Below are 16,068 nucleotides of genomic sequence, written 5' to 3'. Positions count from 1 at the left end.
TTTCAATTAAGAAATGGGCTTTTTTACGCTTGGAATAAAGACTTCCGACTTTAAACTCAAAAAATTTTATCCGTTCAATGCAGCAGCACCACTTACAATCTCAGTTAACTCAGTTGTAATTGCAGCCTGACGAGCCTGGTTGTAAGAAAGTTTTAATGCTTTCAATAATTCACCAGCATTTTCAGTTGCTTTATCCATTGATGTCATACGTGCACCGTGCTCAGATGCGTGAGAATCTAACACTGCTTTATATAACTGAATTTTAATTGATTTAGGAATTAATTCAGAAACGATCTCTTCTTGCGAAGGCTCTAAAATGTAATCAACATTAGTTGTTTTAACATTTACAGTTGCAGGATCTTCAGTTTTTGCTAAAGGCAATAATTGTTCTGAAGTAATAATTTGTACTGCGGCATTTTTAAACTGGTTATAAACCACTTCAACTTTATCAAATTCGCCCTTAACAAAACCGGCCATAATGGTATCGGTAATTTTAGTTACGTTTTCGAAGGTTAAATCGGCGTATACTTCGTTGTTGTTTCCAATAACGTTGTATTTACGTTTTTCGTAAAAATCCTGTGTTTTCTTACCGATTGAGATAATGCTCACATTACCATTTTTTAACTGCTCAGCATATTTCTCAGCAATTAAATTATTGGCCGCTTTAATTACGTTCATGTTAAATGCACCTGCCAAACCACGGTTTGATGATACGGTAACAATTAAAACCTTATTAGGCTCACGCTCTTGAATAAAAGGCGATGAAGAACCTTCTAAACTTGCAGATAGATTACCTAAAATCTCTTTAAGTTTAGTAGCATAAGGACGCAAAGCGATAATTGCATTGGTAGCACGTTTCAACTTAGCTGCCGAAACCATTTTCATAGCTTTGGTAATTTGCTGCGTTGATTGCACTGATGCAATTCGGTTTCTTACTTCTTTTAAATTAGCCATTCTTTGTTTAGTATCGAGTAAAAAGTATCAGGTATCAAAATTCTAATCTCGATACTTGATACTCGTTACTTGCTTCTAATTAATATTTACTTGAAATTTCTTTTGCAACTGTATCTAAAACACCTGTAATGGCATCATCAAATTTACCAGCTTTTAATGCTGCTAAAGTTTCTGGATGACGCATTTCTAATTGTGTTAAATATTCAGTTTCAAATTCTTTTACTTTATTAATTGGCACATTACGCATTAAGTTTTTAGTACCTGCATAAACAATTGCAACTTGTTTCTCAACAGTAAATGGAGAGAATTGCGCTTGCTTTAACATTTCTACGTTACGTGCACCTTTATCTAAAACAGATTTTGTTGCTGCATCTAAATCAGATCCGAATTTAGAGAACGCCTCTAACTCACGGTATTGTGCCTGATCTAATTTTAAAGTACCTGCAACTTTCTTCATAGATTTAATTTGAGCGTTACCACCTACACGAGATACCGAGATACCTACGTTAATAGCTGGACGGATACCTGCGTTAAACAAGTTAGACTCTAAGAAAATCTGACCATCTGTAATCGAAATTACGTTAGTTGGAATATAAGCAGAAACGTCACCAGCTTGAGTTTCGATAATTGGTAATGCAGTTAATGAACCTCCACCTTTAACGATACCTCTGATAGATTCTGGTAAATCATTCATTGCTTGAGCAATCTCATCGTTAGAGTTGATTTTAGCTGCTCTTTCTAATAAACGACTGTGTAAGTAAAACACATCACCTGGATAAGCTTCACGGCCCGGTGGACGACGAAGTAATAAAGATACTTCACGGTAAGCTACAGCTTGTTTAGATAAATCATCATAAACAATTAAAGCTGGACGACCTGTATCACGGAAAAACTCACCAATTGCGGCACCTGCAAACGGAGCATAGAACTGCATTGGAGCAGGATCTGCAGCCGAAGCAGCAACAACAACTGTATATGGTAAAGCGCCGTTTTCTTCCAATGTACGTACAATGTTTGCAACAGTAGAGTTTTTCTGACCGATAGCTACATAAATACAGAACACAGGCTGGCCTGCTTCATAAAATTCTTTTTGGTTGATAATTGTATCAATACAAACGGCAGTTTTACCAATCTGACGGTCACCGATTACCAACTCACGTTGTCCACGACCGATTGGAATCATTGCATCAATTGCTTTGATACCTGTTTGTAAAGGCTCATTTACCGGCTGACGGTAAATTACACCTGGTGCTTTACGCTCTAAAGGCATTTCGTAAGTATCACCTAAGATTGGACCTTTACCATCTAAAGGCTCTCCTAATGTATTTACTACGCGGCCAAGCATACCTTCACCAACTTTAATAGAGGCAATTTTTTTGGTGCGTTTAATTGTATCACCTTCTTTGATCTCGTCTGAAGCACCCAAAAGTACCACACCAACGTTATCTTCTTCAAGGTTTAATACAATGCCTTGCAGGCCGTTCTCAAATTCAACCAGCTCACCCGATTGAACTTTAGTTAAACCGTAAACACGGGCAATACCGTCGCCTACTTGCAACACGGTACCAACTTCCTCCAGTTCGGTTTCTGATTTGAAGCCCGCCAATTGCTGTCTGATAATTGCCGATACTTCGTCTGGTCTTACCTCTACCATAATTTTACTTTATATCTTTTTGTAAATGTAAATCTTGTATTCTATTTGTTTGGCTCAATGGCAATGCCTATTGTGCAAATTCTTTTTTCAGTTTACTTAAACCACTGGCAATACTTGCATCAAATTGCTTATCGCCAACTTTAAGAATAAAACCACCAATTAGTTTTTCGTTAATTTTTTCGTTAACAATAACTTCGTTAGCGCCTAATTCTTTTTTAACTATTGCAATAATCTGATCTTTAGCTGCAGCACTTAAAGCACTGGCAGTAGTTACATCAGCAGTAACAATACCTTTAATAATATTATATTGTTGTATAAACTGTTTTGCTGTGGCAAATAATATTGCTGAACGGCCTTTGTTAACAACAATCGTAAAAAAAGATAATGTTAACTTACCCACTTTATCAGCAAAAATACCGTTTAAAATACCAGTTTTTTTGTCTAAAGGTACAATAGGGTTTTTCAATATCGCTTCCAGCTCAGGCGTTTCGTCAACTACCTTTTCAAAAAGTACCATATCCTTATAAGAAGCTTCTAAACCGTTGTTTTCCACGGCTAAGTCTATTAATGATTTGGCGTATCTGCTTGCAACTTTAATTTCTGACATATTATCTTAGTTGGGAGTTAGGAGTTGGGAGATGGGAACCCCACTCTAAACTCTAAACTCATTACTCAAAACTAGTTTAGTTCAACGTCTTTTAACAAGTTAGCTACTAAAGCTTCTTGTTTTGTTTTATCATCTAACTGAGTACGTAAAACACGTTCAGCAATCTCTAGCGATAATGAAGAAACCTGATCTTTAACTTCAGCTAAAGCGGCTTTCTTTTGGTTTTCGATTTCGATTTTAGCTTTCTCAATTAGTTTAGAACCTTCTACCTGAGCTTGTTTTTTAGCTTCATTAAGGATACTATCTTTAAGGGTTTTAGCTTCCTTCAAAATTTCATCACGCTCAGCACGGGCTTGTTGCATTAAATCCTGATTTTGAGCTGTTAAGCGAGCCATTTCCTGCTTAGCTAATTCTGCTTTGTTTAATGCCTCATCAATGCTTTGCTCACGATCGTGGATAGCACCTAAGATAGGTTTCCATGCAAATTTTCTAAGCAATATTAATAAGCAAACAAATGCAATAACGGTCCAAAAAACCAGTCCGATGGTTGGTAGAACTAATGGGTTCATATATTTTAACTTTCTTAATTTTAACTTAAATTAACCGGAAAAACAACCAATCGTTAAATTTCCGGTTAAAATTGATTCTTAATTGCTATTAAACTTGTAAGCCTAATAAAGCAACTACCACACCGAATAATGCAGCACCCTCAATAAGGGCAGCAGCGATAATCATTGCAGTTTGAATTTTTGATGCAGCCTCTGGTTGACGAGCAATACCTTCCATTGCTTTACCACCTACTTGACCGATACCGATACCAGCACCGATTACTGCTAAACCGGCACCAATTGCCGCGATTGAACCTACCATAACTAATTTAATTTATATTAATTTGTAAAAAATAGTTTATAACTAATGATGCTCTTCTACTGCCATACCTATAAATAAGGCAGTAAGTAATGTAAAAATAAAGGCTTGTAAAAACGCAACCAATAACTCCAATACATCCATAAATAAAACGAATGCTACAGATACAGGTGCAATTGCCAATGTTTTGAAAATAAATATTAAGGAAATTAAACTTAATACGATAATGTGACCAGCCGTAATGTTTGCGAACAAACGAATCATTAAAGCAAATGGTTTTGAAATAATACCAATTAACTCTACTGGGATCATAATTGGATATAACCACCAAGGTACATCAGGTAATAAAATATGTTTCCAATAGTATTTATTGCCATTTAAGTTAACAACTAACATAGTTGCAATTGCCATAACAAAAGTTAAAGCAATGTTACCCGTTACGTTTGCACCTCCTGGAAAAATTGGAACTAAACCTAATAAGTTGTTAAACCAGATAAAGAAAAACACGGTTAACAAATAAGGCATAAACTTAGCGTATTTGTGACCGATGTTTGGCTTAGCAATATCATCTCTAACGAATACAATAATTGGTTCAATAAACGATTGCAAACCTTTGGGTGCTTTACCTACACGCTTTTTATATGCAGATGCTACAGCAATAAATACAATAAGGATTACAAGAATAGCAACAAACATTGCTGCCACGTTCTTAGTGATTGAAAAATCTACAACTGTATCAGAAGCTGCTTCATCAATTTTACCATCAGCACCAACAACTTTGATGTTTTTGTTTAAGATATTTTTAGATACACTTTGCTCTAAATCAGTTACCAAACGGTATTTATTATATTTACCTTGATAATCAGCTTCGCCGTGGTGAAAATGTTCTGAAGAAAAAATCTCCAATCCATTTGAAGTATAAAGAATTACAGGAAGCGGCAATGAGGTATGCCCCCATAAATGCCACACATGCGAATCTGCAATGTGTTCCATAATTACTTTAGTTGGCTCAAACTTTTCTTCGCCATGCGCTGTTTTACCTTCAGTATGCTCACCTGAAATAGCTTCAGCACTTTCAACAACGCTACTATCAACATGTGCAGTAGTACTGTCTGCTTGTGCAAAAGCACTTACTTTAACAGACAAAAACGCGATTAAAAGCGTAAAAACAACAATTAGCCTTTTAACTTTCGACACAAAAACTTGGTTACAATCCATTTATTGGCAGTTTTTTACTTTAAATTTTGGTGGCGCAAGTTACGTAACAAACAGTAAATTTCAAAGGCCGTAAACAATAAATATAAAGAAAAAAAATTTAGCAGAAATACGAGCCCTATTCCCTTAGCTTTTATACTGTAAATCAGCACAAAAGCCATACAAAAAATCATTTTCACTGCAATTGATCCCATAATAGCCATTATACCCACCTCTGGATCCCTTTTAATACCAATATCAACCAGTACGTAGGCGATATAAGTAATGCCTGCTAAAAACCCAAACATTACCCAAAAATTAGGTATAAATAATTGTGCTCCTGAAAATAAAGAAGGTAAAATAGCTATGATACCGATTAAAACCCCGGTGAAAATAAAATAGATACTGGTAAATTTGGCTAGAGTCAAACTAAATAATTCTTTTTCAATGTAATAAAAACGATGCAAAGATAGGTTTTTAGCTTCAAGTGCCAAGAAATACGTTAGGAAAATAAGTTTTACAACCTAATCATCAAATCTAATGATCAAAAACTATAATATTTTGGCTTTTTGCCGATTCTTAGTTATTCCTTTGTGGCTTGCTTTATAGCCTGATATAAAGCAATTGCTACACCAATTAACCCAAATATTGCAGTGTATATTTGGAGTTTGCCGCTCCTGTGTTGATCTATTTTATGACCGATAAAAGTTAACAAGCCAATTGTTGCGATCATTTGGAAGCCTATTGCTGAATATTTAGCCGCATTTCTAAGCTTTTTACCCGTATTTTCTTCTTTCGGATTTTCCATTTTTTAATGCAATAATTAAATTAACTTTGAATAATTAAAACTTGTTGCCAAATAAAATAATTTTGCATACTTTTTGTTTATTGTATACACTAGAGATTTTTATACTTGAAAAATAACGCTACCAAAACCTTTCATCCATTATTTCTCTGTCTAGGATTGCTATTTATATATAGCTGTATAACGCCTAAAGATACTGCGATAAGCCGTAAGATGCAAAACTTAACGGCTAGATATAACTATATATATAACTCAAATGTTTTACTTACGGAGTATAACGAGGGTTTAGCTCAAAGTTATAGCGATAATTACGAGAAGGTTTTACCTGTTTATCTTGATCCAGAGCCGCAAGTTAACCTGGTGCTTACGCCTGGCATTTCCAACAAACAGCTTGATGAAATTGTACACAAAGGCCAAGCCGTTATAAACGATAAAAGTTTTAGTAATTATATTGATGATGCATATATGCTTTTGGGCAAGGCAAATTATTTAAAAGGCAATTACTTCATCGCTTCAGAATACTTTGATTATACCGCAAAAACTTATGGTGATAATCTAAAAACCTATATTATGGCTTTAAATTGGAAAGCCAGAAGCCAAATGGAGCTTAATAATATGAGCAAGGCTGATTTAATTTTAGATACCATGTTGCGTGCAGCAGATTTATTAAAGAAAGATCTTGCTGAGCCTTTAGCTACAACTGCCCAAATGCGTATTTACCAAAAGCGGAATAAAGAGGCTATGTTATTGTTAGAATCAGCGATAAAAGCCACTAGCGAAACTCATCAACGTATTCGATGGAGATACATTCTTGCACAATTACAAGAAAAGGAAAACAATTTACAAGATGCCTATCTTAACTTTACCAAAGTAGAGAAAAGCAATGCGCCTTTTGAAATGTACTTTCATGCTAATTTAAACCGCATTAAACTTAAAGCTTTATTGGGTGGCGAAAAACTAAATAAGGAACAGCAATTGCTGGCTTTGCTAAAAGACGATAAAAACTCTGATTACATTGATCAAATTTATTATCAGGTTGGAGAGTTGTTTTCTGCCGAAGGCGAATACATTAAGGCCGAAGAAAACTATAAAAAATCTATTAAAAACAGTACCCGTAATCAAACCCAAAAGGCATTATCTTACCTCAAAATTGCTGATTTAAACTTTAAACAGTTTAATAACTACATTAAAGCCAAACTTTATTATGATAGCACAGCGATGATTTTGCCGAAAAATTTTCCTGATTATGATAACATTGTTAAAAAGGCGCATAATCTTCAATACTTAACAGACCGTTATACCATAATATCTACAGAAGATACTTTACAAACTATTGCAAAATTACCCGTTTCTGAACAGGAGGCTAAAATTAAAGCTTGGTTAACGCCAATGGTTAAATTAACAAATATAGGTAGTACGAGCAATGGATCAACATTTGTCAACAATCCGGATTTTCCTGGTCAGCCATCAAGCGCAAGCCTTTTAACAAGTACCACTAGCGTAGGTAATACTTTTTACTTTAACAATACATCAGCGGTAAGCAATGGCTTTGGCGAATTTAAAAAGCGTTGGGGCAACAGACCATTAGAAGATAACTGGCGCCAAAGTATCCGTTCTGCTGCACAAGAAAATAATCAGGTTTTGGCAGGAGGCAATGTTGCCAATGGCATCCAAACTTCTACAAATACAAATGCTCCAATATCACAGGATCAAAGTACTTTAGAAAAGAAATATTTGGAATCTTTGCCAATTAATAGTGATTTAGTGGCAAAATCCAACCAAAAGATTATTGATGCTTATTTCGAAATTGCTAGTTTTTACCAGCAAGAATTAAACGATAAAGCCGAGGCAAATAAGGTTTATGTCGAATTATTAAAGCGTTTCCCAGAAAACAACCACCTTGTGGCGGTTTATTACAGTTTGTTTTTGAATAATCAAGGGGTAAACCAGGCAGAAGCAGAAAAGTATAAACAATTGGTGTTAACTAAATTTCCAAATTCAAGTTTTGCCAAAACCATTTTAGATCCTTCTTATTCTGCCAAGCTAAGTCAGCTAGAAAATATATCCATTAACAATTATAACGCAGCTTTTGATAGTTATTTAAAGAAAGATTATGCTAATGTAATTAAGCAAGCTAATGATAACATTGCTGCTTTCCCTGAAAATGATTTAGCTCCTCAGTATGCATATTTAAAAGCTATAGCTGTAGGTAGAACTTCTAAGGTTGATGCATTGCTAACTGAATTTAACTCTATAAATACCCTCTACCCTAACGATGTGATTATTACGCCATTGGTTAGAGATCACTTAAAATATATTGAAGCTAATTTAGATGAATTTAAGCAACGTAAATTTGCATTAGTTGATTTTGATGCAAATGAGCCACGTTTCATGAGTCAGGCTACGCCTATAGCCGTAGCAGCAAAACCAATTACAAATCCTGTTATTAACGCTGCTGCTGAGCCTAAAAAAGAGGAGAAAACAAGTGACAAACCGATTGAGAAGCCTCTTGCAAAAACCGCCGATAAAGTTGAAACTGTGAAAGTACCTGAAGTTAAACCTATAAGTATTTTTAGTACTGCAACCTCCGAAACTTATTATTTTGTAATTGATGTTGCCGATGCATCGTTAACTTTAAGTTCGTCAAGGTTTGGTATTGGACAGTTTAATCGTGGCAACTATCCTCAAAATGATTTGGTACATAAATTGGTGGAATTAGATCAGGATCAATTAATTTATGTAAGTAGTTTTATTGATTTAGAAGATGCTAAAATATACGATGAAAGCATTAAGAATCATTTAAAAAGCATTATGAAAGTGCCTGCTAATATTTACAAGAGCTTCATTATTAGTAAAGAGAATTTTGAAAAACTAACGGATAGAGCCCGTATTAATGAATATATTGAGTTTTATAAAAGCAATTATAACAATTAACAATCGGCTAAATCAACATTCTTTAAGATTAAGATGTATAATCTGACAACAAAACTAGGGGTTTAGCGTATTAACTTCTTATTTTTGCTTTTTCTAATTTTAAAAACGATCCTTAAAGCAGTTTTGTTTAGGGCTATCGAATAACATACATTTAAAATGAATAAATCCCTTTCAAAAGAAGATATAAAAAGATACAGTCTGCGCATTTGGAAAATTTTAATCGGCTGCATAGCCGTATTTGCTATTTTCATCTCTTTGCTTAGCGTTGGTGTATTTGGCGAATTACCATCTTTTAGAGATATAGAACATCCAAAAAGTAATCAGGCATCAGAAATTATTGCTGATGACGGGCACACGCTGGGTACATATTTCGTTCAAAACAGATCAAATGTTTCTTATAAAGAAATTTCACAAAACGTAATTAACGGTCTTATTGCGACTGAAGATACCCGGTTTAAAGAACATTCTGGAATAGATTTCAAACGTACTTTCTCAATTATCTTTTACAATCTTGTTGGTAAAAAGCAAGGTGCAAGTACAATTACACAACAATTGGCTAAAAATCTTTTCCCCCGTGAAACTAATCTTAACTTTTTCACATTGGTTTTAACCAAATTTAAAGAATGGATTGTAGCGGTAAAGCTGGAGAGGAACTACACTAAAGAAGAAATTATTACGATGTACCTAAATACGGTTGATTTTGGTAACCAGGCATATGGTATTAAATCGGCGGCACGTGTTTACTTCAATACCAGCCCAGATAAGTTAAGTTTAACCGAAGCAGCTACTTTGGTTGGGATGCAAAAAGGAATTACCATGTACTCGCCTACCCGACACCCTGAGCGTTCAAAAGATCGTAGAAATACCGTAATGGCGATGATGGTAAAGTCTGATTTCATTACTCAGGAAGAATTTAATAAGCAAAAAGAAAAACCCCTTGATTTACATTTTAATGCCGCAACAGTTAATGATGGCATTGCACCATATTTCCGCTCAGTGTTGAAAAACGATATTAAAGCTATTTTTCAAGAGCAATCTATTACTAAACCAGATGGAACGCCTTATGATTTAGATCGTGATGGTTTAAAAATTTATACCACCATAAACTACGATATGCAGGTTTATGCAGAAGAGGCTCAAAAAGAGTACATGAAAGTTTTACAACAACAATTTGTAAACAGTTGGAAAGGTCGTGACCCTTTTAAAGATAAAGCACTCCAAATTGAACAAGGAATAAAAAGATCAGATCGTTATAAATCATTAAAGCTAGAAGGTAAATCTGAGGAAGAAATTCGTAAAGATTTTAATACCCCTACCGATTTAACCATTTTTACATGGAAAGGAAACATTGATACGACAATGAAGCCTATTGATTCTGTACGTTATTACAAAATGCTTTTGCGCAACGCAATGATGACAATGGACCCAACAAATGGCCATGTTAAGGCCTGGGTTGGCGGTATTAATTACGAGCACTTTAAATACGATCAGGTAAAAATGGGAACCAGACAAGTAGGTTCTACAGCTAAACCATTTACTTATGCCGTAGCCATTGAAAATGGTTATTCGCCATGTTTTACAGTTCCAAATGTCCCCGTTACTATTGAAGGTTATGGAAAACCATATATCCCGAGATCATCAGGCACTATCCAAGGAACCCTAACTTTACAAAAAGCACTGGCTTACTCACAAAACTACATTACTGCGTACGTAATGAAACAAGTTGGACCTGTGGCTGTATCGGCTTTGGCTACCAAAATGGGTATACCAAATGTTCCGGCTTACCCATCTATTGCACTGGGTTCTTTTGATGCTTCTGTTTACAACATGGTTGGAGCTTATGGTGCTTTTGCAAACAAAGGCTATTATACTCAACCTATCTATCTTTTAAGAATCGAAGATAAAAATGGCGTGGTACTTTACTCTAAAAAAGCAATCCCGAAACCGGTAATGAGCGAAGAAGTAGCTTATGTAATGACCCGTATGCTTAAAGGCGTAATCACGAATGGTACAGGTTCCAGATTAAATTATAAATATAAAATCAACGCCCCTATTGGTGGTAAAACGGGTACAACTCAAAATAACTCTGATGGTTGGTTTATGGCCATTACGCCGCAATTGGTAACTGGAATATGGACAGGTTGTGAAGACAGGGCTTTCCACTTTATAAGTACCCGAGAAGGTGAAGGTGCTAATACGGCACTCCCTATTTTTGCTGGTTTTATAAAACGTGTTTATGCAAATCCTGCTTTAAAAATCAGTCATGCTGATTTTGAAGCACCAAAAACACCTAAAACTATCACTTTCGATTGTAATGAATATCAGCAACAGGAAGAGGGACCAAAAAGCGAACTTGACGAAAAGCTAGGATTTTAGTCCGACAAATTTTATAACTAACAAAACATCAAAGGTCCACAACTAATTTTAAATTAGCTGTGGACTTATACATTATATCTAATTTAGTGCTCAGGATATCCGAAACTAAATTTATGTGTTTAGCATAACTTTAACTTAGAAGCCTAATTTTAATAAATGAGCAGTTTCGACCATAAAACAGCCTTAACGGCAATTCCACATAAACCGGGTGTATACCAATATTGGGATGCAGATGGCAAACTCATGTATATTGGTAAGGCCAAAGATTTACGCAATCGGGTTGGTTCTTACTTCAATCAGGATAAACAACAGTTTAATGGAAAAACAAGAGTTTTAGTATCGCGTATCCGGAAAATCACTTTCACTATTGTTGATACCGAAATTGATGCTTGGTTGCTCGAAAACAGCTTAATTAAAAAACATCAGCCTAAATTTAACATCAATTTAAAGGACGATAAGACCTATCCATGGATTATTGTTAAAAACGAGTCTTTTCCACGCATTTACTGGACGAGGAAAGTAATTAAAGATGGTTCAACCTATTTTGGGCCTTATGGATCCATTGGGATGATGCATACAATTTTAGATCTTATTAAGGAAACCTATCCACTAAGAACTTGCAGCCTGCCTTTAAACGAGAAAAATATTGCTGAAGGTAAATTTAAAGTTTGTCTTGAATACCAGATTGGCAACTGTAAAGGGCCATGTCAGGCTTATCAGCGAGAAGAAGATTACAACAATAACATAGCAGAGATCAAAGAAATTCTGAGCGGTAAAATTGGAAATGTAATTCGTGAGGTAAAGCAGATTATTAAGACTGCTTCAGAAGATTTAAATTTTGAACTTGCACATCAATATTCAAGAAAATTACAGGTTTTAGAAAAATATCAAAGCAAATCGACGGTTGTAAATAGTGCCATTACAAATGTTGATGTGGTTAGCATTGCTTCTGATGAACGTTATGCTTTCGTAAATTACCTCAAGGTAATGAACGGAACCATTATCCAAACGCAAACCATAGAGATTAAAAAACAGCTGGATGAAAGTGACGAAGAATTGCTTACTACCGCTATGCTCGAATTTAGAACCAAATTTAATAGCACTTCCAGAGAGATTATCGTTCCTTTTGATTTATCATTAGAAGATGAGAGTTTAAGATTTACCATCCCAAAACTTGGAGAAAAGAAAAAGTTGCTGGAGCTTTCTCAAAAGAATGTACTCTTCTTTAAAAAGGAAAAATTAAACCAGTACGAAAAACTAAATCCGGATTTAAGAACCGATCGCATTTTAACTCAAATGCAAAAAGATTTAAGTTTAACACAACTACCAAAGCACATCGAATGTTTTGATAACTCCAACTTCCAAGGTAAATACCCGGTTTCGGCCATTGTAGTTTTTAAAGATGCAAAACCTTCTAAAAAAGATTATCGCCACTTTAATGTGAAAACAGTAGAAGGTCCAAACGATTTTGCAACCATGGAAGAGGCCGTTTTCCGCCGCTACAGAAGAATGTTGGATGAAAACCAACCTTTACCTCAGTTAATCATCATTGATGGCGGTAAAGGGCAGTTATCTTCCGCAGTTAAGAGTTTAAAGTTATTAGGTATATATAATCGCCTTACGGTAATTGGAATTGCTAAAAGATTAGAAGAACTTTTTTATCCAGGCGATTCTTATCCACTTTATTTAGATAAGAAATCTGAAACCTTAAAAGTTATTCAGCAGTTAAGAGATGAGGCTCACCGTTTCGGAATTACTTTCCACCGCAAGAAAAGAGATCAGGGCACTTTAAAAACTGAACTGGAGCAAATAGCTGGAATAGGTAAAACAACAGCGGACAAATTGCTAACACACTTTAAATCGGTTAAAAAAATTAAAGAAGCAACAGAGAAAGAACTAGCTGATGTTTTAAATAAAAAACAAGTAGTTACGCTGCTTGAGTATTTTAAAGCCCAACAATAGTTTTTCTTATATTTTGGAAAAGAAAGCTTCTGCTTTTGGCAAATGTAATCCCGCCCTTTGCTAAATTCCGATAGAAAAAATCGGAATACCGCTAACGGTCAGGTTTATTTAACTAAGCCTAGTAACCCCAATATTCCAATCTTATTTGATAGTATGCATTTCTTTCAAACCTCTATTCTGAATATTGAGGAATAATCAAACACGCTTAATAAAGCAAAAAAGGCTTCGATTAAATCGAAGCCTTTTTATTAATATTCCCAAAGAGATTGTTCGTAATCCAGAACAGATTTCTTAATTCTTTCTGATTCATACAACCTATCTCTTGGATCAGTTATAATATCTCTGATTTTATTATCTCCAGGATTTGATTCCTTAACAATATAGCTGCTAAATAAGCGGCGAATAAAGAAATCATCAAAGCTTAAAGATGATGCATCATTATTTGTATTGATTAAACGTTTCTTGGCTAAAATTGCTCTGGCTTCTGTATAGTAAATCCAGAATACAGGTTGCCATTGTTTTGATACCTCATTAAACTTTAATGGAGCAATACCAATAATACGTGGTTCGAAAATAGAACGTTTAACATCAAAAATCCAATCTTCTTTAATTCTAAATTTTAGGAACAATTCAGGATTAAAATCGTTGGTTACCGTAGTTACAGTACCAGTTTTATTGTTTGATACCTCAGCGGTTCCTAAAGCTGCTCTTGCGGCAGAATCTGCTGATAAAGGATTATTAAAAGCATCATCCTCATTTAATACACTATCAATTGGCGAATAAGCTGTTAATTCTTCTGATTTAATTGCAGAAATAAAAACATCTATTAATCTTGATTTTGGTGATTTTAAAACGGAGTTAACGGTATCACGTAAATCAATTTCACGCCAAATTCTTTTAGCATAAAAAACATCTTCCTCACGTACATCTGCTAATGGAACCATTTCAGTACTATCTATATCCTTGCGTGCATAGAAGCCATCTTTTGGTGGCACCTTTAATTTTTTCTTACCAATTTTGGTTGGTGCTTTCGTAACAAGTGTATCCGTTACAACAACCGGTGCAGGAATTGTTTTCTTTACCGTTGTTGTTCTTTTAACGGGTTTCTTTTGTGCATAAGCAAAGCCAACACATAAAACTAAAACCAGTACGCTTAATATCCTTTTCATCATCTTCTTATTTTACCGTGAATGCAAGTGAAGGTAAAATTCTCTGACGGCCGTCTGGTCCTACAGAAACAATATCTTCAAAAAATACTCTGGTATTTGGAGTAATAGAGTTTAAAGCAGCTTTTACAGCTCCAGTGAAACTACCGCCACTACCCGCTATTGTAACCGCATCTGAACGTGGTTTTATAATAGTTAATTTGTAACGTTGAATTTTAAACTGCACATCAAAAGGGAAATCATCAAGATCTGCCTCAATTTCTGATTCGCTTTTTAATTGTACTGAAGCAACTTCGCCACCAGCACGACCTCCAACTTTAGCAACTGGTGCAGGAATAGCTTTTACTCTAAATTTCTGAACACCAAGATTTACAGTTTTACCTGCATTTGTTGCAGTTACATTGATTGATACTTCCTGACCAACCTGGCCACCAGCAACGTTAACTGTGTAATTACCGTTTCCACCAGACATTGAACCTGCAGATATAGATGCTTTAACACTTTCTAATGGGAAACCCGCTGCTGATACTGCAAATGGATTAGGTATACCTGCATAAATTACATTCATTTTTGTAGATGAAACCGTTGCAGATGGTTTTGCTACTTGATAAGTTTGCTCTGGAGTTTTGTATTCTTTAATCTGTCCATCGGTTTGTCTAACACGAATTGTACCAACCCATTTAAACACACCCACGCTTCCAGTACCACCTGTGTAAGTTCCTTTTCCGTCTTTTACGGATAATTTACCTCCACCAACAGAAATATCAGGATTTGATTTAGAATCACTAGCTGTTAAAAATACTTCGGCAGTATATGGTTGTCCTTGAATTACATAAGAAGTTGGAGCCACAGCAACTGCAGCAAACTTATCTATGTTAACTAAAGCTTTATCCATATTTCCGAATAATCTTTTTACAACATCTGCCTCAGCATTTTTAGTATCTGTTTGCAGTTTTGTTAAAATGGTCATTGCAGCAGTTAATGGAGTACCTTCTCCAAAATAAACTTCTTCCCAATTTCCTTTACCTTTTTTTACAGGATCTTTTGCCTCAAGAGAGAAAGAAACATTTTTGCGATCCGCTTCATCTAATAAAGAAATTAATTTTTCGCGGGTAGCATTTACTTTTTGTTTCAATTTTTCACCCTCTTTACCATTAATCATAATGTTTTGGGCAATATCCATGTTATCACGTCTTACTAAGTCACCAGTTTCAGGATCAATACCATCACCAGCAGTCGTGAATTGTTTTTTAATACTCTCGATATAGTTATTTAATTCATCCGCAGCTGCCTTTGCCTGTTTAGCTTTATCGTAAATTGGCTGTGCACGTCCTGGTTCTTCTTTTAACTTCGAGTTTTCGAATGCAGCGAAAAGCTGATCGATGCTTAAATTAACGTTAGTTTTAGAAGTTTCTAAACTGTCGTTAATGTTTTTAAATGCATTTAATATAGTGTCTGATACGTTTAAGGCAAGCATAGCGAGTAATACCAAATACATGATATTAATCATCCGCTGCCTTGTTGTTTCTTTTCCGCCTGCCATGTGTTA

Annotated in this window: 13 protein-coding genes; 3 read left to right on the top strand and 10 right to left on the bottom strand. The window is 35.1% G+C overall.

Annotation, left to right across the window (positions count from 1 at the left end; genetic code table 11):
• Positions 1-66: 66 nt before the first annotated feature.
• The 8 genes from atpG to EHC72_RS04730 all read right to left on the bottom strand — a co-directional run bounded on the left by atpG (position 67) and on the right by EHC72_RS04730 (position 6,084).
• Positions 67-954 (bottom strand): ATP synthase F1 subunit gamma, encoded by an 888-nt coding sequence (atpG, locus tag EHC72_RS04765; protein ID WP_131536520.1) that lies wholly within the window; start codon positions 952-954, stop codon positions 67-69.
• 79 nt (positions 955-1,033) lie between these two features.
• On the bottom strand, positions 1,034-2,608 hold the full coding sequence (atpA, locus tag EHC72_RS04760) for a F0F1 ATP synthase subunit alpha (RefSeq protein ID WP_131536519.1): 1,575 nt from the start codon (positions 2,606-2,608) through the stop codon (positions 1,034-1,036).
• A gap of 67 nt (positions 2,609-2,675) precedes the next feature.
• A complete protein-coding gene (gene atpH / locus EHC72_RS04755) occupies positions 2,676-3,215 on the bottom strand; it encodes an ATP synthase F1 subunit delta (protein WP_131536518.1) in 540 nt (179 codons plus the stop codon).
• 71 nt (positions 3,216-3,286) lie between these two features.
• Entirely contained in the window at positions 3,287-3,784 is a 498-nt protein-coding gene (locus tag EHC72_RS04750) for a F0F1 ATP synthase subunit B (protein ID WP_131536517.1), read from the bottom strand.
• Positions 3,785-3,872: 88 nt separating this feature from the next.
• Positions 3,873-4,085 (bottom strand): ATP synthase F0 subunit C, encoded by a 213-nt coding sequence (gene atpE / locus EHC72_RS04745; protein ID WP_012780570.1) that lies wholly within the window; start codon positions 4,083-4,085, stop codon positions 3,873-3,875.
• A 42-nt stretch (positions 4,086-4,127) separates the two neighbouring features.
• Complete coding sequence (atpB, locus tag EHC72_RS04740) at positions 4,128-5,300, bottom strand: F0F1 ATP synthase subunit A (protein ID WP_131536516.1); 1,173 nt, start codon at positions 5,298-5,300, stop codon at positions 4,128-4,130.
• A 14-nt stretch (positions 5,301-5,314) separates the two neighbouring features.
• Positions 5,315-5,770 (bottom strand): hypothetical protein, encoded by a 456-nt coding sequence (locus EHC72_RS04735; RefSeq protein ID WP_233166950.1) that lies wholly within the window; start codon positions 5,768-5,770, stop codon positions 5,315-5,317.
• An 89-nt stretch (positions 5,771-5,859) separates the two neighbouring features.
• On the bottom strand, positions 5,860-6,084 hold the full coding sequence (locus EHC72_RS04730; RefSeq protein ID WP_131536515.1) for an AtpZ/AtpI family protein: 225 nt from the start codon (positions 6,082-6,084) through the stop codon (positions 5,860-5,862).
• Between the two features lie 105 nt (positions 6,085-6,189).
• Here EHC72_RS04730 and porW point away from each other — a divergent pair, with 105 nt between their 5' ends.
• The 3 genes from porW (at position 6,190) to uvrC (ending at position 13,353) form a co-directional block, all read left to right on the top strand.
• Positions 6,190-9,015, top strand: coding sequence for a type IX secretion system periplasmic lipoprotein PorW/SprE (gene porW, locus EHC72_RS04725; protein ID WP_131536514.1), 2,826 nt, complete (start codon positions 6,190-6,192; stop codon positions 9,013-9,015).
• A gap of 156 nt (positions 9,016-9,171) precedes the next feature.
• Positions 9,172-11,391 carry a transglycosylase domain-containing protein gene (locus tag EHC72_RS04720; protein WP_131536513.1) on the top strand — a complete coding sequence of 740 codons (2,220 nt, stop codon included), beginning with the start codon at positions 9,172-9,174 and terminating at the stop codon, positions 11,389-11,391.
• Positions 11,392-11,547: 156 nt separating this feature from the next.
• Entirely contained in the window at positions 11,548-13,353 is a 1,806-nt protein-coding gene (gene uvrC / locus EHC72_RS04715; RefSeq protein ID WP_131536512.1) for an excinuclease ABC subunit UvrC, read from the top strand.
• A 248-nt stretch (positions 13,354-13,601) separates the two neighbouring features.
• Here uvrC and porN read toward each other — a convergent pair whose 3' ends face one another.
• Both porN and porM read right to left on the bottom strand, forming a co-directional pair.
• Complete coding sequence (gene porN / locus EHC72_RS04710) at positions 13,602-14,522, bottom strand: type IX secretion system ring subunit PorN/GldN (RefSeq protein WP_233166952.1); 921 nt, start codon at positions 14,520-14,522, stop codon at positions 13,602-13,604.
• A 7-nt stretch (positions 14,523-14,529) separates the two neighbouring features.
• On the bottom strand, positions 14,530-16,062 hold the full coding sequence (gene porM / locus EHC72_RS04705) for a type IX secretion system motor protein PorM/GldM (RefSeq protein ID WP_131536510.1): 1,533 nt from the start codon (positions 16,060-16,062) through the stop codon (positions 14,530-14,532).
• Positions 16,063-16,068: the final 6 nt, after the last annotated feature.

This window comes from Pedobacter nototheniae (assembly GCF_004335085.1).
In the GTDB taxonomy this organism is placed as follows: Bacteria; Bacteroidota; Bacteroidia; order Sphingobacteriales; family Sphingobacteriaceae; genus Pedobacter; species Pedobacter nototheniae.
This window is presented reverse-complemented; position numbering and strand designations above follow the sequence as displayed.